Origin of the sequence: Vibrio casei, from assembly GCF_002218025.2 — a bacterium.
GTDB classification, from domain to species: domain Bacteria; phylum Pseudomonadota; class Gammaproteobacteria; order Enterobacterales; family Vibrionaceae; genus Vibrio; species Vibrio casei.
In genome coordinates, this window is record NZ_AP018680.1 from 1,907,677 (window position 1) to 1,927,859 (window position 20,183).

A 20,183-nucleotide genomic window follows, 5' to 3' on the forward strand; every position below is an offset into this window, starting at 1 on the left:
TTAATATTCTAATGACGAATGCTTACGTCATATTTGGCGTAATAAAGGTGTCTTTAGCTCTCGTTGATTGAAGCAAAAAAATGCAAAACCAACCCAACCCAAGCAAAGTCAATGCATCACTCCAGTTAAACATCCAGCGGGTTTCTGATAAATGATAAAACGTCGCTATAAGCTGCATCACAACCATAAATACTGTATAAATCCGTCCCCAAGATACGACCTTATTTAACCACTGACGTTCTGGCGTTCTAAGAGAAACAGACCAAACTAATATGATTATCGGAAAGCCTAAAGCTAGACCAAGATACAGCGTGTTATTCACTGGATAAATAATAGATAACAAGCGCGTCCCGACATCTCGACTCGCACCTGCAATAACAAAAACAACCCAGGCCTTAGCTAAGAGCAACCAGCCTAGGTACAGCCACACAGAAGGTTTTAAATATCCATTTTTATCATATTCTTCGATAGCGTAACGCAATGCTCACCCTTCTTCTGTGTTACTTTTCACTGAACGACTATGTTAACCTAGTCGTAATGATTATATTCAAATAATCGCCCTACTTTATCAAACTCGGTCGTATAAAAACCATGAAATCACAAAAAAATACGGTTTCACCACAAACTCAACAAGAAGCACTCTCGATAGCAAAAGCAACCCAAAAACCGGCTCAAACTAAAGAACAAACCAAATTGATTGCTCAAGGAATCGAAAAGGGTATCAGCCTGTATAAAAAACAACAAAAAGAGAAGCAGCGTGATGCAGATAAATTACGGAAAAAACAAATGAAATCGATAAATCATTTAGATAATCAACAAGAGGATTCAAGCAAACCTCCACAAGATATAAAACGATCTAAACTGCCTTGGGCGCTACTAGCAATAAGCTGGATCGGGTTTACTTTATATCTAACAATGCAGAATAACTAGAGACCAAGATATTGAGCAATGTCAGATTGCCATTTATTCAACACGTTAACATCAAAAGGCCCCCAATCTTTGACACTATAATAACCATCATTATGACGACGGCCATCTTGAATAAAAGACAGATTAATCCCAATAGCAGGTAAAGCTTTAAGGACATCTTGAATCGTTCTTCTTGGCCACCCTGTTAATTCAATAAGTTTAGGGACATTAGGCCGTTCTGAATGTTGAATTAATAATGCGATATACAGTCGCCTAGCAAAAACGGGGCTTAGTTTCACCGAGCGCTCCTTAGTCTTATATAAATTAACGGATTACGCTAAGTGAATAAAAATTTATGCCACTTAGGTTTGCATATTATCTACATAAATGTCTTTGACCATATTGAGTAGGATCAAAATCAAAGTATCCTTTTTAACAGTATCCGGTTTATCTCATTCAACGAATTGTGTACGATTCAAAAGTCTAGGCTCTTCACGTGCTAATCTCTATGGACTCAATAAAATCAAGATAATCAAAAAAGGATCGAATAATGCTCACCATGTATGGCATTCCAAATTGTGACACCATAAAGAAAGCAAAAAAATGGCTTGAAGCGGAAGGTATTGAATACCAATTTCACGATTATCGTAAAGATGGTATTAATGAAGCACTGGTCAGTACTTTTTTTAACAAATTTGATTGGGAAATGGTGTTAAATAGACGAGGAACCACTTTTCGGCAACTCACCGATGAACAAAAATTAAATATAAACGAAAAAACTGCACTTGCATTGTTAACAGAGCAGCCAGCCATGATTAAGCGTCCTATTTTACTAAGTGATACTGTCGCTTTAATTGGATTTAAAGCAGCTCAATACGAAGAATTTTTAAAATAAGGAAATTACACGGATGTCCGACAGCCCCGTACTTGCCCTCGCGCAAGATTTATTAGAACGTCAATCAGTAACACCTCAAGATGCAGGTTGCCAAGATTTGATGATCAGTCGCTTAAAAGAACTCGGCTTTAATATTGAAATAATGGTATTTGAAGATACAACAAACTTTTGGGCTCGTCGTGGCACTCAAACACCTCTGTTCGCTTTTGCTGGGCACACCGACGTTGTTCCGTCAGGGCCGATTGAACAATGGCGTACTCCACCATTTGAACCAACTATAATCGACGGTTATCTACATGCGCGTGGTGCTGCAGATATGAAAGGCTCTCTCGCCTGTATGGTAGTTGCCGTTGAGCGCTTTCTAGCAGAAAACCCAAATCACAAAGGTTCTATCGCATTCCTTATTACATCCGATGAAGAAGGCCCGTTCATTAACGGTACGACTCGTGTGGTAGACACCTTAATGGCGCGTAATGAAATTATTGACATGTGTATTGTGGGTGAGCCATCAAGTACTAATCAAGTCGGTGATGTAATTAAAAATGGCCGCCGAGGCTCTATTACTGGTGATTTAACAGTAAAAGGTGTACAAGGTCATGTTGCTTACCCTCACTTGGCCAACAATCCTGTACATCAAGCTTTACCAGCCTTAACTGAGTTAGCATCCACCACTTGGGATAATGGTAATGACTTCTTCCCGCCAACCAGTTTTCAAATACCAAATCTGGCTTCTGGAACCGGTGCATCTAATGTTATTCCGGGTGAATTTCACGTTCAATTCAACTTCCGTTTCAGTACCGAGATGACTGATATTGAAATTAAACGTCGCGTTCATTCTGTGCTTGATGCTCATGGCTTAGACTATGATTTAAAATGGACATTAAGTGGGCACCCCTTCCTCACAGACAAAGGCCCTTTAATTGATGCTGTGGTCGAAGCTGTGAAGGCGGTTAACCATCAGCCGGCTCAGCTCCTGACAACTGGCGGCACGTCAGATGGACGCTTCATTGCACGAATGGGAAGCCAAGTTGTAGAGCTGGGTCCAGTGAATGCGACCATTCATAAAGTAAACGAATGTGTCAAAATTTCTGACTTAGAAAAACTGACCGACATGTATCAAAAAACACTAGAGAATTGTCTATTGTGATTAAACACTATTCGCTTGAGCAGCTAACAGGTTTAACCCAAACTCACCTCACCTCAATTTTGGTTGGTGAGAAAGTATTTTTGGTCCATAAATCGGCCAAATCTGCAATAGAAGGGTTAATTCAAGATGCTCAAGTGAATGGGTTTGAATTTTCAATTGCGAGCAGTTTTCGGGATTATCATAAACAAGCCACAATTTGGAATAATAAATTCAATGGTCAGAAACCGATTCTCGATAACAATAGTCACCCTCTCAATACCAACTTACTAAACGATTTCGAAAAGATAGTGGCTATTATGCGCTGGTCTGCTTTACCGGGGGCAAGCCGACATCATTGGGGTTGTGAGTTGGATGTTTATGCACGAAATTGTTTACCTAAAGGAGTAGAACTAAAACTAGAACCTTGGGAATACCAAAGCGGTCATCAAGCCGAGTTTTCTCAATGGTTATCAGAGACTCTTCCAACGTTCGATTTCTACCTCCCTTATCAAAAAGATCTTGGTGGGGTAGCAATTGAACCCTGGCACATCAGCCATCAACAGATTAGCTCCTATATGAACGAACAAATCACTGTAGATAAACTCGCCATGATTTGGAATCAATACCCATTTTTAGGCGTTGAAACTGCCCTTTCAAATATCGAAATGCTCTACAATCGATTTATAATAAACATTACCCCTCCTTCCGCTTTATAGAATAAGTAGGCAATATGGATTTAGATTTTTTATTGAACCCTTGGGTAATAAGCATCATTATCATCGTGTTTATCGTGGGTAATTTAGCGTCCATGAAGTACTTAGGGCAATCCAACCTAGTAAGAAAGAACCCGAACAAAAAATCAGATTTAGATAAACTAATCGAAATATACAAAGAAAAAGATACCGAAGACACTCAAGAGGCATCGTCCAAAAGTGACTCTGAAGAAAGTAAAAACAGCAAAAAATAGATTTATTTCATTTATAAAAAACACCGTATATCAATACGGTGTTTTTTATTTCAACAAAAGTGAATATACGAGACTAATTGGAAGAAATGCTGCCTTTACTCGAATCAAACAACTCTTGAAGCACGGGGCTCAAACTTTGTAATTCATCTTGCGAGATTGGCTTACCATCAGCATCGGTCACATTAATAGAAGTTCGGTTATCTAAATCCCCGACTAAGAACGTATATTTACGGCTCTTAAGCGTCAGTGGTTCCACATCAAACTTCTGCCAAACTTCATTATCTGGTGCAGAATACTTCGTCTCTATTGTACCTTGTGAACGGTTTTTATCATCAACGGCAAAACCAATCTGAGGTAAAATTGTATCAAGCTTACCCCATACTAAATCATACGGGGCTCTAGCGATAATAACCGGTAAACCACTTCTATCACTACCCATGGTGACAGGTACTTTATTCACCAACTCTAGTGCTCGAATACGAGCCTCTTCAGTGACTTGTTTGTCATACTGATTAGTAATGTAATTCACCATATTACTGGAATAACGATCTTTTATATCCGAATCCAGTTTGACATCTTTATCATTTTCTCGAAATTCAATAAGAGAAACTTTAAAGCCATATCGACCCAGCGTTTCTAGACGGTTAATCAAATAACGCCCAGCAATAGGAAAAGACTCATCCTCAGCGCTTAAATTCACCCAATCCGTTTCAATCGTTGTTGCTGTATCAGTTCTAAACTTAATGCCTTTTTGATTCGACACAGTATGGATTAAATCCCACACCTTATTCAGTTCATCTTGGCTGATCAACCACATGGTGACATCATTATTTACTTTTTCAACGCGAGCACCCGGAATAAGCTCTAATACTTGCTGTGGTGGGCGAATATCAACGTTAGGCCCAGTTTTCCCAGTATAATTTCCTTTAGGGATATTATACTGAGGATAAAACTGGGGTTGCGCATCAGCAGGGGTAACCCAAGGTTGATCTAAAGTTGTATCTAAATAAGCAAAATCATCTTTAGCTTGTCGGCGTTTTTCCGGATCCCCAGCACACGCTGACAATACTAGAACAGCTAGAGAACTAACAACTAGCTGATGAGAAAATTTCATATCAATTACAACTCCTAGAAATCAAGTATGAGGCAATCAATCGCCTCAAGTTTCTTATTGAATACCTGCATCTTTAACTGCTTGCGCTACGATAACTTTACCTGATTCACTCAACTCAGTTAACGGTAATCGTAGATAGCCTTGTGCAATTAACCCAAGTTGATGAGCGACCCACTTAACGGGAATAGGGCTTGATTCAATGAATAAATGTTTATGCAAAGGCATCAGTTTTTGGTTAATCTTTTCAGCTTCTTCAATTTTGCCTTCTGCTGCAAGCTTAAACATTTGAGCCATTTCTGCAGCAGCAATATTGTTCGTCACAGAAATAACACCGTTACCACCACGCTTAACAAAATCTAACCCCGTCGCATCATCTCCACTGAGTAAGATAAAATCTTCACCACAAAGTTCACGGAACTTTTCAACTCGTGATAAATCGCCTGTTGCATCTTTAATGCCAACGATTTTATCCAAATGGGATAAGCGACCTACTGTCTCTGGCAACAAATCGACGGCCGTGCGTCCTGGTACATTATAAAGAATAACAGGAACTTCACTGACTTCAGCAATGGCTTTATAGTGCTGATACAAACCTTCTTGAGTTGGTTTATTATAATACGGCGTCACACTTAAACACCCAGAAACTCCAGAGTCATTCAGTAAACGGCTAAAGGTAACAGCTTCATGCGTGGCATTTGCGCCAGTCCCAGCAATAATAGGAATACGGCCCGCAGCAAACTCCACGACCTTATTCACAACCTTCACATGCTCTTCAACGGTTAGTGTGGCAGATTCGCCGGTTGTTCCAACAGCAACAATACCGCTTGAACCCGATTTGATATGATATTCCACTAGGTTTTTAAGGCTATCGTAATCGACTTCATCGCTATGGTTAAAAGGCGTAACTAGTGCAACAATACTTCCTGAGAACATGCTTCTCTCCTTATAGAATTCTTCTAGCATGTTACTTTAACCACCTTAATAAAGACAAGAGCTCAAGCTTGCTTTCTGAATATTTATAACGAAATAATTGCATAACTCTAAATTAGAGGCATAAAGCACTGAACAATCAAAACAAACAAGCACACATCAATGAAGTTTAAGGCTTTTGCAGAGAGAGGGATAACGTGACTTCCTATTTGTGGTAATATTTTTATGTGTTTCCCTTTCAGTATGGACGATGGAATTATGATTCATCATTTAGTGATTACTGCGGTTGGTTCTGACAGACCAGGAATTTGTAACCGTTTAACAAAATTGGTAACGCAATCAGGTTGTAACATCATTGATAGTAGAATGGCGTTGTTTGGTAAAGAATTCACGCTAATAATGCTAATATCTGGCGATATGAATGCTATTACAAAAACGGAAACATTATTACCATCAATGAGTTCTGAACACGATTTAATGGTCATAATGAAGCGTACCGCCCCTCATCAAGCAACTCATTACACTTATAAAATTGAAGCTTCAGTAAAATCCGATGATCGATTAGGGCTGACCGATGCATTTACTCAATTTTTTTCCGAACAAAATATCAGTATTTCCGAACTGAGCGCACAAACCCTTAACCCAGAAACTGCGCCTTCAATAAATGAGGTGAGCCAATTTGTTATTACAATGTCTGGATTCTCTGACATGGATTTTCAACCTCAATCATTAACCAACAATTTTGACTCATGGTGCAAAACCCTCTCTGTTAAAGGGTCTATAGATATTATGGCCAATACGAATTAGCACTGAATCCCAATTTAAATAAACTGAATGTATTAAGGAATAAATAATGAAAACATTAACGGCAGGCTCACCAGCGCCAGAATTTTCTCTTTTAGATCAAGATGGAAATACCATTTCTTTAGCGGATTTTAAAGGTAAAAAAATATTATTCTATTTTTACCCTAAAGCTATGACTCCAGGATGTACAGTTCAAGCACAAGGCTTGCGTGATATAAAAGAATCATTAGATGCCCTCAACATAGTCGTATTAGGCGTGAGTATTGATCCAGTCAAACGTTTAGGTAAGTTTATTGAACGTGACAATTTAAATTTCACACTTCTTTCTGATGAAGATCACACGGTAGCGGAACAATTTGGAGTTTGGGGTGAAAAAAAATTCATGGGAAAAACTTATGATGGTTTGCATCGTATTAGTTTCTTAATCGACGAAAATGGCACGATTGAACACGTCTTCAATAAATTTAAGACCAAAGATCACCATGAAGTAGTTTTAAGCTACTTTCAAGGTAACGCTTAATTTTTAATACCGACACCAGATGTTGTTTTTCGTTTTCTGATTGAAAATAACAGCCTTTCATATAATCATGCCCAGATAGTTAACTATCTGGGCATGATTGTTTAATACACGGCATAATTAAGAGCTTTAAGACTCTTCGACATTGGTATCAATACTTGGCAAAGCATTCCACACTGCTTTAACCAAAGTCGCCAATGGTATGGCAAAAAAGACGCCCCAGAACCCCCATAAACCGCCAAATACCAACACAGCAACAATAATAGCGACTGGATGTAAATTCACTGCTTCTGAAAATAAAATGGGAACCAATACATTACCATCCAGCATTTGCACGATCCCATAAGCAATCATTAACCAATAAAACTGAGGTTCAAGTCCCCATTGGAATAACGCAACTAACGCGACAGGAATAGTTACCGCTACGGCGCCAATATAAGGGATCAGTACCGACAAGCCGACAGCAACAGCCAATAAAACAGGATAACGCAACCCTAAAACAATAAAAACAATATAAGTAGCGATACCAACAATCACTATTTCAACAACTTTCCCTCGAATATAGTTAGAAATTTGAGTATGCATTTCATCCCATACTTTGGTAGCAAGTTTACGGTTTTTAGGTAGGACACCACTTAATAACGATATCAACTCTGATTTATCTTTCAGCAAGAAAAAAATCAATAACGGAACTAAAACCAAGTAAACCGCAAGTGTCGCAATACTTAGTAAAGAAGTCATTGAGCCTCGTAATAAAGCATCCCCCATTCCCAATACTTTGGACTGAGCATTATTCATAACGACTTCCATCATCTGTACATTGGCAAAATCAGGATAACGTTTAGGTAAACTCGCGATATACGTTTGGAACATAGTGTACATGCTAGGTAAATCATTAAGGAGACTAGCGACCTGTTTCCAAATCGTCGGTACTAGCCCAAAGAAAGCCAGTAGCATTAAACCAATAAACAATGCCACGACCACAACAACATTCAATATTCTTGGAATACCTAATTTTGAAAGACGGTTAACAGGCCATTCCAATAAATAAGCCAATACAATCGCCACTAACAAAGGAGCGATTAAATGGCCAAAAAAATAAATAGTAATAAAGCCGACTAATAATATAGCGACCAGACTAACTGCATGAGGATCGGAGAAGCGACGCTTATACCAACGAATAATCATTTCAAACATTAAAACGATTCCTTTTTAGTGACCAACAAAGTACTACACTCTGATTGGATAAGTACTTCGACAGAGAATGGTGACTGGTTAAAATATCGAATCATATCGTTAATCGATGCCTTGTCTGTAGATAAAATGGTCAACGTTTCTTGATTGGACAATTGCGCGCATTGTCTCTTAGCCAATAATAAAGCCATAGGACAGCGTTGTGATCTCAAATCTAAAGGGGTTGCTTTCATTTTTCCATTCAATCTTTATGATAGAGTCGCCATTGTAAATACTTTATATTAAAAAGAAACCAAGCAAATACGTTATGGTCTTAATCATAAGTGTATTTTTAAAACGGATGTTGCTTAACTTATATGCGCCAATTTTTACGCACAACCGCATGTATTTGTCTTTCGACATTACTTTGCGTACAACCTATCGCTTACGCAGACCAAAATTTACCGGATATTGGCACAACCGCCGCCGGCACTTTGACTATTGCTCAAGAGTTAGAGTACGGCGATGCGTACATGCGTATATTACGAAACAGCAGCCCAATAATCAGTGATCCAGTTTTGGATGAATACATTACCTCGTTAGGTCACAAACTTGTCGCAAACGCTAATGATGTCAAAACTCCTTTTCATTTTCACTTAATTCGAGATCGTAGTGTCAACGCCTTTGCTTTTTTTGGTGGCTACGTTGTGGCGAATACTGGATTATTTTTACACGCTAACAATGAAAGTGAACTCGCTTCCGTTTTTGCTCACGAAATTTCGCATATCACTCAACGCCACTTAGCAAGACATATGGAAGCTCAAGCTCGTAATACTCCTTTAACTATTGCAGCTTTAGTCGGGTCTTTACTACTTGCAATTGCATCACCTGAAGCGGGTATTGCCGCGATAAACGCCACCACCGCAGGTTCAATGCAAGCTAGCATTAACTATACTCGGTCTAATGAGCAAGAGGCCGACCGCTTTGGTATAGCGACCTTAGCCCGTGCAGGATTCGACCCGGAAGGCATGCCTAATTTCTTTGGCCATCTTGCTGATCAATACCGCTATGCCAGTACTCCCCCTCCCATGTTATTAAGCCATCCATTACCAAAAGAACGTTTGACTGAAGCACGAAATCGCGCAGAACAATATCCAAAAGTAAGTAAACCAACCTCTTTAGATTTTCATCTTGCTCAAGCAAGAGTCATTGCCCGTTATGCTGGAATTGATTCTTCTCAATCACTTGATTGGTTTGCAAGGCACCTAAAAAAAGCCTCACCAATGATAAAGCCAACTTTAGAATACGGACAAGCTCTCGTCTACATTGATACGGGCAAACCAACACAAGCGGAGCCTATTTTAACGAGGCTACTAGTTAATGATCCTTACAATAATTTTTACTTAGATGCCGCATCAGATCTATACATTAATACGAAGCAATACGATAAAGCGATCGCTCTGCTCAAAAAAGGTTTACAACGCAAGCCGAATAATTCTGTCCTCACAATTAACTACGCCAATGTATTGATGGAGGCGAACCGAAGTAAAGAAGCACTGACTATCTTACAGCGTTTTACTCATGATCATCCGGATGAAACCGTCGGTTGGTCATTACTCGCCGATGCGAATAGCAATCTTGCAAATGAAGCTGAACAACTGGCAGCACAAGCAGAATTGCTCGCATTGCGTGCCGATTGGAATAAAGCAATTAAGCGCTACACTCGCGCGAGTCAACTAGCAAAACTAGGTAGCTTGCAACAAGCAAGGTATGATGCTCGAATCGATCAGCTGCGTATTGAGCAACAACGTTTTGCAGCCCTAAAATAACTATTGAATTAGAAAAAGTAGCTATTAAATTAGAAAAAGGAAATATCATGTCTGTCGCTATTTACCACAATCCAAGATGTTCAAAAAGCCGCCACACATTCGATTTACTGATCGACAAAGGCATTGAACCTGAAGTGATAAAATATTTGGACACGCCCCCTAGTGTCGCAAGCCTTAAAAAAATATTTCAACAGCTGGGCTTTCATCATGTGCGCGAGATGATGCGTACCAAAGAAGATCTCTATAAAGAATTGAATTTAAAAGATGAAAATTTAACCGACGATCAATTATTTGAAGCCATGCATACCAACCCTAAATTGATTGAACGCCCAATTGTTATTGCCAATGGTCAAGCTCGCCTAGGTCGTCCACCTGAACAAGTGTTAGAAATTTTATGAGTTATCACGAGCAAAACAATATCAACATTATTGTTTTATACCACAGCCGACATGGGACAACCCAGCAGCTAGCACGGCACATTGCACGAGGGGTAGCCTCCATCCCTCAATGTCAAGCGACACTAAGAACGGTACCAGAAATAGACTCAGGGCGTGCCGTAACGCCATCGGATCCTATTATTGATATTCAAGAATTGAAAGCATGTCATGGATTGGCTGTTGGAAGCCCAGTTTGGTTTGGTAATATGAGTGCTGCTATGAAGCACTTTTGGGATCAAACCACCAGCTTATGGGTATCAGGTAACTTAATAGATAAGCCAGCTTGTGTGTTTACGTCTTCTTCATCACCACATGGAGGACAAGAAACAACGTTACAATCGATGACCTTGCCTTTATTTCACCACGGTATGCTTGTCATGGGGATCCCCTACTCTGAGCCAAACCTACACAGCAGTTTTAAAGGTGGAACCCCTTATGGTGCAAGCTCCGTGTCAAAAGAAGGCCATGCAAATTTAGATAAGCAGGTGGCTGAACTTGCATTCTCACAAGGCCAACGATTAGCAAGAGTCGCTGTAGCACTCCAGTTATCGACTTTATCTCAACCATAATAAGAACAATAAAATGACTGATATACCATCACTTCCACGAACCCGATACCTTGCCTTAACAAGTTATCTTATGTTATTGACTTGGGTTGTTATTTGGCACGCCTTTATTTCACCACATCAAGACATCAATTTTATCGGTGTGACTGTCGCTTGGAGTATCCCTTTACTATTACCATTACTTGGTATTCTAAAAGGGAAGCCTTACACCCATGCATGGGCTAACTTTATCTTAATGTTCTATTTCCTTCATTCTCTCACCATTTTATATATCGATGAAGGCGAACGTTGGCTCGGCGCTGTAGAACTGGTTCTAACATCTCTAAGCTTTGTGGCAAATATTTTATATGCGAGAGATAAAGGCAAACAACTCGGTTTAAAACTTACGCGCCTTTCTATCGTCGAAAAACAAGAAAAAGCGCGATTTGAGAAAAAACATTAAAGACATAAACGAAGCCTCACTCCAAGCAGCTTCCTTCTAAGCAACTTTGAGTAATCACTTGTTGTAACTCTTGGCGTAACCAACGATGGGCAATATTATTATGTTGCCTAGCGTGCCAGACAAGATGATAAGTGAACGCTGGGATCTCTAATGGCGGCGGGACAATCACCAAATCTAACTCATTCGCCATATGTCGAGCTAAACAACCAGGTAAGGTCAGCAATAAATCTGTTTTCGCAATAGCATGAGGGGCGGCAGTAAAATGCGGCATACGCAATACCACATTTCTTTTATGGCCCAATTTAGCCAATGCAATATCAATCGTACCGAGATGGTCTCCTCCCATTGTAATCAGTGCATGCGATGCTTGGCAATAACGCTCTAACGTCAGTTCTTGTTGCGCTAACGGGTGGTCTTTTCTCATTATGGTCACGAGCCTATCTTGACCTAATTTTTGTGCATAAATATCAGCAGAAACAGTACCCGATAAACTACTAAAACCTAAATCCGCTTCACCTAACGCCAGCATTTCCATCATATTCGGTTGATAATTTAAGCAACGGATTTTCATGTTTGGCGCTTGCTGAAATAACTCTTGATATACCGATGGCATAAAGACTTGCGAAAAGAAATCACTCATGACAAAAGTAAACTGAGTGCTGGCTTTTGATGGCTCAAATTCTGCTGGGCTCAACAACGATTCAGCATCTTGTAATAAACAATCTAAACTTGTTGCTAGGCTTTGTGCTCGTTCTGTTGGTAATAGCCCACCACGACTACGCACAAATAAAGGATCGCCAAATTGATGACGTAATCTCTGTAAGGTTCGACTCATCGCAGATTGGGTAACATTCAGTTGAATCGCAGCTTTAGTCACACTTCGAGTTCGCAGCAAAGCTTGCAAAGCAACTAATAGATTTAAATCCACTTGATTAAGTTTTGACATTTATGATCCTAAATCATTTCTATAATTAGTTTTATGCATTAGGAATATAATACTTATAAGCCTACTATATCAACTCAATTTCACTTCTTTATGTTCATAAGGAATCATTATGTCAAAGCAATCAATAACAAGTCGCGGCTACGCTCTCAAACAACGCCCCAATGGAATGCCAACACTTGACTGTTTTGAGCTACAAACGCAGAGCCTAGCGCCAATCTCTCAAGGTCAGTTTGTCATCAAGAACCTCTGGTTATCGGTTGATCCTTACATGCGAGGTCGCATGAGTGATGCAGAAAGTTACGTGCCTCCATTTAAATTAGGCGAACTAATGCAAGGCTCTGCCATTGGCGAAGTCATCGAATCCCAACACCCAGACTTTAAAGTCGGAGATAAAGTCAACAGCATGCTAGGTTGGCGTGAATATGCGGTTTCTAATGGTGATATGGTGCAAAAGCTACCTGAAACATCATTGCCTGAACAAAGCTTCCTTGGTGTTGCAGGTATGCCTGGTTTAACCGCTTGGGTTGGCTTAAATATTATTGGTGAAGTAAAAGAAGGCGATACCGTTTTAGTCTCTGCGGCGTCTGGTGCAGTAGGCAGCCTAGTGTGTCAATTTGCTAAGATTAAAGGCTGTCGCGTTGTTGGCAGTGCTGGCAGCACAGAAAAAGTTGAGTGGCTAAAGTCATTAGGTGTCGATGCCGTCATCAATTATAAAGATTATAACAATGCTGCAGAACTAGAAAGAGCCCTTGCACAACATTGCCCAAATGGCGTGGATGTTTGTTATGAAAACGTCGGGGGCGATCACCTAGAAGCGGCGTTAAATCTACTCAATCGTTATGGACGCATGGCTGTATGCGGCATGATCGACCTGTACAACCTAGAAGATGCCCAAGCAGGGCCAAACAATCTCGCTAACATTGTAAAGAAAAGCTTAAAAATACAAGGTTTTATCGTCTCAGATCATTGGGAGCACTACCCTAATTATGTGGCTCAACTTAGCCAGTGGGCTGCAGAAGGTAAAATTAGTTGGAAAGAAACGACCCGCAAAGGCATTGAATCTATGCCTAAAGCCTTTCTAGGTTTATTTAAAGGCGAGAATATAGGAAAGATGTTGATCCAACTTTAATTATGCTTCGTATTTGAAGTTACAGCTTTGTTAGCCGCGTTCGTTCACCCCAATCACTTAGACAAGCTAAGCTCATGGGGCTTCACTTACTTGCTGCCTCACTGCAACATCAACTACTTTGCTTAATATTAATAAAAATTAATACACAGGAGCAATACATGAACAACTTTAGTTATGAAAACACCACTCGCATTCATTTCGGCCAAGGTCAAATCGCAGCCATTGCTAATGATATACCAAAAGACAAAAAAATCTTGGTTACTTATGGTGGTGGTTCAATCAAAGGCAATGGGGTTTACGATCAAGTTGTTGCCGCTTTGAGCGAACATAACTGGGATGAATTTTCTGGCATTGAGCCAAACCCACAATACGACACATTAATGAAAGCCGTTGAACGCATTCGCGCAGAAGGCTTTGATTACCTGCTTGCGGTTGGCGGTGGTTCTGTCGTCGATGGTACCAAATTTATTGCTGCGGCAGTAAATTTCGAAGGTGAAGAAGCATGGGATATTCTGGCAAAACACGCGCCAATCGAATCAGCTCTGCCTTTAGGCTGTATTTTAACACTGCCAGCAACGGGCTCTGAGACCAACGTTGGTGCGGTTGTGACTCGTGGTAAAGACAAACTGGCTTTCGGCAATCCGTTAGTTCGTCCTCAATTTGCGGTTTTAGATCCTCAAACCACATTAAGCCTTTCTGAGCGTCAAACCTCAAACGGTGTAGTCGATGCTTTTGTTCATGTGATGGAGCAATACTTAACTTACCCTGCTAATGCGAAAATCCAAGATCGTTTTGCTGAAGGTATCTTGCTTACACTTATCGAAGAAGGTCCAAAGCTTATCGATAATCTACAAGACATCGAAGCTCGAACCAACGTTATGTGGGCAGCGACTCAAGCACTAAGCGGCTTAATTGGTGTTGGTGTTCCTCAAGATTGGGCGACACACATGATTGGGCATGAGCTTACCGGTAACTTTGGTGTGGATCACGGTCGTAGTTTAACTATCGTTCTTCCAGCCATCATGCAAGTGTGCCGCGAAGAGAAAAAAGCGAAGTTACTTCAATATGCTGAACGCATTTGGAATATCACTGAAGGTTCAGACGACGTACGTATCGATGCTGCAATTGAGAGAACCAAGCAATTTTTCTCTCAAATGAAAACGCCTGTGTCTTTAGGTGAAATCGATCTTGGTCAAGCTGACGTTGATACTGCAATGAGCAGTTTAGAAGCTCACGGAATGACGAAGCTTGGTGAAAATGGTTCTATCGATTTAGCTCGTTCTCGTCAAGTGTACGAAACCGCGCTTTAATCCAATAAGAAAAAAATCTGTAATATACAAAATTATTCAGGGCTTCTGATTCGCATCTTGGCTTTGAATAAATGCTCTCTTATGGTTAATGTGTTATCTACTGCCAACACATCCCCCAAGCTATAAGAGAGCCCCCCACTTTATTCTTCATCAAACTCATGACTCCACATTTGACAAGGATACCCAATGATCACATTACATCACTTAAACCAATCTCGCTCTAAGCGCATTATTTGGCTATTGGAAGAGTTAAATGTCCCGTATGAAATTAAAGCTTACCAACGTGATAGCAAAACAAACCTTGCACCAGCAGAATTAAAAGCGATTCACCCATTGGGTAAATCTCCTGTCATTCAAGAAGATGAATTAGTACTGGCTGAATCAGGTGCAATTACAGAATATTTAGCGGAGAAGTACGCGGCTAATTTACTAGTACCTGCAAAAAATACACCTGAATATGCTCATTATTTACAGTGGCTACACTTTGCTGAAAGTTCAGCAGCTCTGCCATTATTACTGCATTATTTCGTGTTAAAAGATGGCAGTAATCCTGCATTCTTAGCTGGCTATAGCTTAAAAGAGTTACACTTAATTTTGGGCTACCTTAACGATCATCTAAGTAAAAGCACTTGGTTGGTTGGGGAACAATTTACGGCTGCAGATATTTTGTTATCCTTCATTGTCGAAATGTCTTATAAATTAGATCAGCTTGGTGATTACCCTGCATTACAAAAATACTTAGCAGCTCTACACCAACGTCCAGCCGCTCAAAAAGCGCAACAACTTGAAAAAGAATACGACCACTCATAAACTAAATAATGAAATACAGAATACTAGATAACAGAAGGGAGCGATTTACGCTCCCTTCTGTTATGTCTGAATGGCTGAAAATTGATTTATTTCCTAGAAAATTTTCACTTCACATCAAACCAGAGACTATTTTCATTATTAGCTATATCTTCTTGAGGTTTAGAGTTGTGCTCTACCTCTAGTTGATCACCACTCTTTATTTCTTGACCACTTTGTTGGATATCACCCGTCTGTAAGCTTTCTTCCTCGGTCGGCATAGTTTGAATATTGTTAAACTTAGGCGCTTCTGTTTGAGTTAGATTGCGCTTTTTAGCCGCTTCTTTTTCAAAATCAGCCACAGTAGTAAATAACTCAATGGTAAAATTAACCTGTGAGCCCTGTATGCTACGGACTTGGACAGAAGCAACACTATTCAAACTTTTTAACAAACGCTCCAGAGTAAAAAAATCAGTTACATTATAAATACCAGAAAAATTTGCTTGCAGTGAATCATCAGCTTGTTGATTAGCAGATGCTTTGTTTTTCTGTGCATAATAGGCACTCACTTTAGCGATAGAGTCCCTGATAGCGTCTGAAGTATTTCCTGATTCAGAACCATTTAAAGGCGCGGTTTTGTTACTTGAAATTTTTTCAGGAGCAAGATCATAAAGTTGCCAATCAACCTGAGCTTGTGAAGCTTCATGTGAAACCTTTACCACTAATACCGCATCAGAAGGGTAACGTTGACTGGCTTTCGATAAAGGTTCAGCAAAATTCCCCCATAAGTCTGTCGTGGAAATATTGGTAAGATCGTCCATATCCCCTAAAGGTAATGTGATAGGCAGGCCAAAGTAATTTGAAGCATTTTGTAAATCATTAATAGATTCAAGATCCGACTGCTCCCAACCGACTAGCCTCTCAGAGCCACTATCATCCACCAACCATACTAAGATGTTTTCTCGCTCGGTAGGCCAATAAATAACATCTGCTTGAGATAACAGCGACATAACCTGCGCTGAATTAAAATCCATCACCATGCTTGCTTCATCATTTAGTGTCCCATACTTAAACTGAGCTAAATAATTTGAACCATGATTTAACGCTTTTTTTATCACACCGTTTGATGCGATATTTTCATTACCAGACGCCTTAATCAATACTTGCTCAAGCCCTTGCCCCCAAGCAATAGAACGCGCATTTTTCTCTTCCGTCATAGGCACTTCTGTATGAAAAATATCGACTTTAGTCTTTGCTGACACGCCAAAGGAAAGTATAGAGAATAAGCATAAAATAGGAACAAAGGTATAACGCATAACAAACCTGTTTTGAAAAGGACATCATTGCTCGGCTATTTGCCACACAACCAATATCAATAAAAATAAATCACCAATAAAAAGAGACCACTCAAAAAAGAAGTAATCAAAGTAGGTGAATTCTACACCATTTGGCAAACTTACGACATGGAAGCCTTCACTGTGGTGATAAAACGATAACCATAAAAAAGCGACCCTATAATGAGAGTCGCTTTCTACGAAATAATTCCAACGATAATAAAAATTATTGTGTGCCAAATATTTTATCGCCAGCATCACCTAAACCAGGAATAATATAGCCTTTATCATCTAATTTTTCATCAATCGCCGCGGTATAAAGCTCAATATCAGGATGCGCTTTTTCTAATGCTTCAATGCCTTCTGGCGCGGCCACTAAAACTAAAACCTTAATTTGTTGGCAACCTTTTTCTTTTAATAAATCTATTGTTGCTATCATTGAGCCACCCGTTGCTAACATTGGATCAACAACAAGAGCAATACGTTCATCAATTTTTGTAGTGAGTTTATTGAAGTATGGGATTGGTTCTAACGTTTCTTCATCACGATAAACACCCACTACAGAAATTCGAGCGCTAGGCATATGTTCTAATACACCATCCATCATTCCTAATCCCGCACGAAGGATTGGAACCACAGTCACTTTCTTACCCTTAATTTGGTCCACTTCTACAGGGCCATTCCAACCTTTAATGGTCACTTTTTCTGTTTCAAAATCAGATGTCGCTTCATAGGTTAACAAGCTACCCACTTCAGTGGCTAACTCACGAAAACGCTTAGTACTAATATCACTTTCGCGCATCAAACCAAGCTTGTGTTTTACTAGTGGGTGCATTACTTCTACGACTTTCATGTCTAGCTCCGTGCTATATTTTTTTACAAACATGCTAATTATACGCAAACTTGCCCAAAATGTATTGATGGATATCATCTAATTTATCCGTGTTCTGAATCGCTTACAAAAATGACTAAAAAACTGACGCAAACGTTTTCCTTTTCATTCCATCCCCTGTTAGAATAAGGCCGTTTTTCATCTTGAATCTATTTCAAAGGCAACCTAATTAAAAACGAGGATTTCCCCGTGAGTGGTAACAATTCATCTCTAAGCTACAAAGACGCTGGTGTTGATATTGATGCAGGTAATGCGTTAGTCGATAAAATTAAGGGTGTTGTTAAACGCACTCGCCGCCCAGAAGTAATGGGTGGCATCGGTGGTTTTGGTGCTTTATGCGAACTGCCAACCAAATACAAACAACCTCTTCTCGTTTCTGGAACCGATGGTGTTGGTACTAAATTACGTCTTGCGTTGGATATGAAAAAACATGACACCATTGGTATCGACTTGGTCGCAATGTGTGTTAACGACTTAATCGTACAAGGCGCAGAACCACTGTTCTTCCTAGATTACTACGCAACTGGCAAGCTTGATGTGGATACGGCTGCTGAAGTAGTCACTGGAATTGGTGAAGGTTGTATTCAAGCAGGTTGTGCGCTAATCGGTGGTGAAACTGCTGAAATGCCAGGTATGTATGAAGGCGAAGACTATGATGTCGCTGGCTTTTGTGTTGGCGTTGTTGAAAAAGCAGATGTTATCGACGGTACTAAAGTAGCCGCAGGTGATGCACTAATTGCTGTCGGTTCTAGTGGCCCTCACTCAAATGGTTATTCTTTGGTTCGTAAAATTCTTGAAGTTTCGAAAGCTGACCTACAAGAAGATTTAAATGGCCGTACGATTGGTGAGCACTTAATAGAACCAACAAAAATTTACATCAAATCAGCACTGAAAATGATTGCGACACACGATATCCATGCTATCTCACACATCACAGGTGGTGGTTTCTGGGAAAATATCCCTCGAGTATTGCCTGAAGGTACAAAAGCCGTTATCAACGGTAAAAGCTGGGAATGGCCAGCCATTTTCTCTTGGTTACAGCAAAAAGGTAACGTTGAGACTTACGAAATGTATCGTACCTTCAACTGTGGTGTTGGTCTAATTGTAGCACTACCACAAAATCAAGCCCAGGCAGCTGTTGAGTTACTGAACGCAGAAGGCGAAAATGCTTGGGTTATCGGCTCAATCGCAAGCGCAGAAGCAGGTGAAGAGCAAGTCGTTATCAACGATTAATCTTAATATCACAATTCCCTTGCAATTTGGCCTCTAGAATCATTAACTAGGGGCCTAGTTTTATCTGCTCATTTTAATTGGTTCAAGGTTTTTATTATGAAAAATATTGTTGTACTTGTTTCAGGTAGCGGCAGTAATTTACAAGCTATTATCGATGCTTGTGAAACAAAACATATTAACGCAAAAATTACCGCTGTTTTTTCCAATAAAGCGGATGCTTATGGCCTTGAACGAGCAAGAAGCCACAATATTAATGCCCATTCGATCTCGGCTCATATGTTTTTAAATCCGCAAGGTAAGCCCGATCGTGAAGCCTTTGACTCCCACTTAATGAAACAAATCGATAAATACCAACCAGACTTAGTCATTCTTGCTGGTTATATGAGAATTCTTAGCCCTTCATTTGTGACCCACTATTCAGGTAGGATGTTAAATATACACCCTTCATTATTACCTAAATATACAGGCTTACATACGCATCAACGCGCGATTGATGTAGGTGATAATGAACATGGCACTAGCGTGCACTTTGTGACTGAAGAGCTCGATGGTGGCCCCGTAATTTTGCAAGCCAAAGTACCAGTATTTGAAGACGATGATGCCGCCAGCTTAGCTGAACGCATCTTAGTACAAGAACACAGTATTTACCCAATTGTCACTCAATGGTTTATTGACGGTCGGTTAGAAATGAAAAACCAACTGGCCTATTTAGACGGGAAGTTGTTGGGTCTCCACGGGTATGCTGAAGATTAAAAGTTCGATTTAATAAAGATTCAAACTCACTTTTAAGCAAAAACGCTCGATCATAACCTGATCGAGCGTTTATTTTTTCAAGTCATTAAAG

The 20,183-nt window shown here is 40.0% G+C and carries 25 protein-coding genes; 16 read left to right on the plus strand and 9 right to left on the minus strand.

Going from position 1 to position 20,183, the window contains the following annotated elements:
- Positions 1-22: 22 nt before the first annotated feature.
- Positions 23-481, minus strand: a complete 459-nt coding sequence (locus VCASEI_RS08950) for a DUF2919 domain-containing protein (RefSeq protein WP_089111126.1) — start codon at positions 479-481, stop codon at positions 23-25.
- Between the two features lie 110 nt (positions 482-591).
- On the opposite strand from VCASEI_RS08950, the gene VCASEI_RS08955 reads away from it, so the two are divergent.
- Positions 592-930: a DUF2956 domain-containing protein gene (locus tag VCASEI_RS08955; protein WP_086962621.1), complete on the plus strand. Its 339-nt coding sequence runs from the start codon at positions 592-594 to the stop codon at positions 928-930.
- Here VCASEI_RS08955 and VCASEI_RS08960 read toward each other — a convergent pair.
- Complete coding sequence (locus VCASEI_RS08960; protein ID WP_086962623.1) at positions 927-1,208, minus strand: helix-turn-helix domain-containing protein; 282 nt, start codon at positions 1,206-1,208, stop codon at positions 927-929. The genes VCASEI_RS08955 and VCASEI_RS08960 overlap by 4 nt on opposite strands.
- A 248-nt stretch (positions 1,209-1,456) precedes the next feature.
- Here VCASEI_RS08960 and VCASEI_RS08965 point away from each other — a divergent pair, with 248 nt between their 5' ends.
- From VCASEI_RS08965 to VCASEI_RS08980, 4 genes are read left to right on the plus strand one after another with little or no spacing between them, the layout of a single operon-like run.
- Positions 1,457-1,804, plus strand: coding sequence for an ArsC family reductase (locus VCASEI_RS08965; protein ID WP_086962625.1), 348 nt, complete (start codon positions 1,457-1,459; stop codon positions 1,802-1,804).
- A 13-nt stretch (positions 1,805-1,817) separates the two neighbouring features.
- The gene (dapE, locus tag VCASEI_RS08970; protein ID WP_089111125.1) at positions 1,818-2,951 is read left to right on the plus strand and encodes a succinyl-diaminopimelate desuccinylase; all 1,134 of its coding nucleotides are present in this window, start codon (positions 1,818-1,820) and stop codon (positions 2,949-2,951) included.
- The gene (locus tag VCASEI_RS08975) at positions 2,951-3,646 is read left to right on the plus strand and encodes a M15 family metallopeptidase (protein ID WP_089111136.1); all 696 of its coding nucleotides are present in this window, start codon (positions 2,951-2,953) and stop codon (positions 3,644-3,646) included. The genes dapE and VCASEI_RS08975 overlap by 1 nt, the downstream gene beginning before the upstream one ends.
- Before the next feature lie 14 nt (positions 3,647-3,660).
- Complete coding sequence (locus VCASEI_RS08980; protein ID WP_181856005.1) at positions 3,661-3,897, plus strand: DUF2897 domain-containing protein; 237 nt, start codon at positions 3,661-3,663, stop codon at positions 3,895-3,897.
- Between the two features lie 73 nt (positions 3,898-3,970).
- Here VCASEI_RS08980 and bamC read toward each other — a convergent pair whose 3' ends face one another.
- Complete coding sequence (bamC, locus tag VCASEI_RS08985; protein ID WP_089111124.1) at positions 3,971-5,011, minus strand: outer membrane protein assembly factor BamC; 1,041 nt, start codon at positions 5,009-5,011, stop codon at positions 3,971-3,973.
- A 54-nt stretch (positions 5,012-5,065) separates the two neighbouring features.
- Positions 5,066-5,944, minus strand: coding sequence for a 4-hydroxy-tetrahydrodipicolinate synthase (gene dapA, locus VCASEI_RS08990; RefSeq protein ID WP_089111123.1), 879 nt, complete (start codon positions 5,942-5,944; stop codon positions 5,066-5,068).
- 255 nt (positions 5,945-6,199) lie between these two features.
- Here dapA and VCASEI_RS08995 point away from each other — a divergent pair, with 255 nt between their 5' ends.
- Both VCASEI_RS08995 and bcp read left to right on the plus strand, forming a co-directional pair.
- Positions 6,200-6,748, plus strand: a complete 549-nt coding sequence (locus VCASEI_RS08995; protein WP_086962634.1) for a glycine cleavage system protein R — start codon at positions 6,200-6,202, stop codon at positions 6,746-6,748.
- A gap of 46 nt (positions 6,749-6,794) precedes the next feature.
- Positions 6,795-7,265 carry a thioredoxin-dependent thiol peroxidase gene (gene bcp / locus VCASEI_RS09000; RefSeq protein ID WP_086962636.1) on the plus strand — a complete coding sequence of 157 codons (471 nt, stop codon included), beginning with the start codon at positions 6,795-6,797 and terminating at the stop codon, positions 7,263-7,265.
- A gap of 126 nt (positions 7,266-7,391) precedes the next feature.
- Here the strand turns inward: bcp and VCASEI_RS09005 are convergent, their stop codons facing one another.
- Together VCASEI_RS09005 and VCASEI_RS19880 are read right to left on the minus strand one after the other, a co-directional pair.
- Positions 7,392-8,459, minus strand: a complete 1,068-nt coding sequence (locus VCASEI_RS09005; RefSeq protein ID WP_089111122.1) for an AI-2E family transporter — start codon at positions 8,457-8,459, stop codon at positions 7,392-7,394.
- The gene (locus VCASEI_RS19880; RefSeq protein WP_086962640.1) at positions 8,459-8,689 is read right to left on the minus strand and encodes a sulfurtransferase TusA family protein; all 231 of its coding nucleotides are present in this window, start codon (positions 8,687-8,689) and stop codon (positions 8,459-8,461) included. The genes VCASEI_RS09005 and VCASEI_RS19880 overlap by 1 nt, the downstream gene beginning before the upstream one ends.
- 123 nt (positions 8,690-8,812) lie before the next feature.
- Between VCASEI_RS19880 and bepA the strand changes: the two genes are divergently transcribed.
- Genes bepA through VCASEI_RS09030 form a run of 4 tightly spaced genes read left to right on the plus strand, consistent with a single transcriptional unit; the run spans position 8,813 to position 11,709 of the window.
- Positions 8,813-10,264, plus strand: coding sequence for a beta-barrel assembly-enhancing protease (gene bepA / locus VCASEI_RS09015; protein WP_089111121.1), 1,452 nt, complete (start codon positions 8,813-8,815; stop codon positions 10,262-10,264).
- 47 nt (positions 10,265-10,311) lie between these two features.
- Positions 10,312-10,662 (plus strand): arsenate reductase (glutaredoxin), encoded by a 351-nt coding sequence (arsC, locus tag VCASEI_RS09020; protein WP_089111120.1) that lies wholly within the window; start codon positions 10,312-10,314, stop codon positions 10,660-10,662.
- Positions 10,659-11,270, plus strand: a complete 612-nt coding sequence (gene wrbA / locus VCASEI_RS09025; protein ID WP_086962646.1) for an NAD(P)H:quinone oxidoreductase — start codon at positions 10,659-10,661, stop codon at positions 11,268-11,270. Before arsC ends, wrbA begins: the two co-directional genes overlap by 4 nt.
- 13 nt (positions 11,271-11,283) lie before the next feature.
- Positions 11,284-11,709, plus strand: a complete 426-nt coding sequence (locus VCASEI_RS09030) for a DUF2069 domain-containing protein (RefSeq protein ID WP_089111119.1) — start codon at positions 11,284-11,286, stop codon at positions 11,707-11,709.
- 16 nt (positions 11,710-11,725) lie between these two features.
- On the opposite strand, the gene VCASEI_RS09035 is transcribed toward VCASEI_RS09030, so the two are convergent.
- Positions 11,726-12,655 (minus strand): LysR family transcriptional regulator, encoded by a 930-nt coding sequence (locus VCASEI_RS09035; protein ID WP_089111118.1) that lies wholly within the window; start codon positions 12,653-12,655, stop codon positions 11,726-11,728.
- A gap of 109 nt (positions 12,656-12,764) precedes the next feature.
- Here VCASEI_RS09035 and VCASEI_RS09040 point away from each other — a divergent pair, with 109 nt between their 5' ends.
- From VCASEI_RS09040 to VCASEI_RS09050, 3 genes are all read left to right on the plus strand, one after another.
- Entirely contained in the window at positions 12,765-13,784 is a 1,020-nt protein-coding gene (locus VCASEI_RS09040; protein WP_086962652.1) for an NADP-dependent oxidoreductase, read from the plus strand.
- Between the two features lie 158 nt (positions 13,785-13,942).
- On the plus strand, positions 13,943-15,094 hold the full coding sequence (locus tag VCASEI_RS09045) for an iron-containing alcohol dehydrogenase (RefSeq protein WP_086962654.1): 1,152 nt from the start codon (positions 13,943-13,945) through the stop codon (positions 15,092-15,094).
- A 186-nt stretch (positions 15,095-15,280) separates the two neighbouring features.
- Positions 15,281-15,904, plus strand: coding sequence for a glutathione S-transferase family protein (locus tag VCASEI_RS09050; protein WP_089111117.1), 624 nt, complete (start codon positions 15,281-15,283; stop codon positions 15,902-15,904).
- A gap of 104 nt (positions 15,905-16,008) precedes the next feature.
- On the opposite strand, the gene VCASEI_RS09055 is transcribed toward VCASEI_RS09050, so the two are convergent.
- Both VCASEI_RS09055 and upp read right to left on the minus strand, forming a co-directional pair.
- A complete protein-coding gene (locus VCASEI_RS09055) occupies positions 16,009-17,196 on the minus strand; it encodes a DUF2066 domain-containing protein (protein WP_089111116.1) in 1,188 nt (395 codons plus the stop codon).
- Between the two features lie 244 nt (positions 17,197-17,440).
- Positions 17,441-18,067, minus strand: a complete 627-nt coding sequence (upp, locus tag VCASEI_RS09065) for a uracil phosphoribosyltransferase (RefSeq protein WP_086962661.1) — start codon at positions 18,065-18,067, stop codon at positions 17,441-17,443.
- Between the two features lie 228 nt (positions 18,068-18,295).
- Here upp and purM point away from each other — a divergent pair, with 228 nt between their 5' ends.
- Positions 18,296-19,339, plus strand: coding sequence for a phosphoribosylformylglycinamidine cyclo-ligase (gene purM, locus VCASEI_RS09070; protein ID WP_086962663.1), 1,044 nt, complete (start codon positions 18,296-18,298; stop codon positions 19,337-19,339).
- A gap of 96 nt (positions 19,340-19,435) precedes the next feature.
- The gene (purN, locus tag VCASEI_RS09075) at positions 19,436-20,092 is read left to right on the plus strand and encodes a phosphoribosylglycinamide formyltransferase (protein WP_089111115.1); all 657 of its coding nucleotides are present in this window, start codon (positions 19,436-19,438) and stop codon (positions 20,090-20,092) included.
- The last annotated feature ends 91 nt before the right edge of the window (positions 20,093-20,183 follow it).